The organism is uncultured Vibrio sp. (assembly GCF_947488985.1).
GTDB lineage: Bacteria > Pseudomonadota > Gammaproteobacteria > Enterobacterales > Vibrionaceae > Vibrio.
Genome location: NZ_CANLBV010000329.1, coordinates 1 through 367, shown reverse-complemented (window position 1 = coordinate 367; position 367 = coordinate 1). Strand labels below are relative to the sequence as shown.

The 367-nt window shown below is 43.9% G+C and carries 1 pseudogene; it reads right to left on the bottom strand.

The features are described from left to right. Positions 1 to 213 (bottom strand): annotated as a pseudogene (locus Q1A70_RS20555) (hypothetical protein); the annotation flags it as partial. Between the last annotated feature and the right edge of the window lie 154 nt (positions 214 to 367).

The window sequence follows — 367 nt, the reverse complement described above, 5'->3', positions numbered from 1 at the left end:
TACGAGACAAGGTTCACTCATTACCGCCCATGCTGGGTAAATTTTAACAGTGACAACTATCCTGCCAGAGGGGGCAAGGCTTAAGCCAATGACTTTGGCTAGCTTAGGGTCTTTTGTTCGAAGGCTGAATTTTAGATCGAATGGGAGTCCCGACGCTGCTGGAGTACAGATTCGTGCGTAATAGACACCGTGGGGAGATTTTTGTATATACATTGACTTACCTCGTTGTTTCGAAGCAAATTCAAGTCTTATAGATACAAAAAAGCCTTTGATAATCAAAGGCTTTTTTTGGTAAATAGTGGTGGAGGGATAGGGATTTGAACCCTAGAACCGCTATTAACGGTTGCCGGTTTTCAAGACCGGTGCT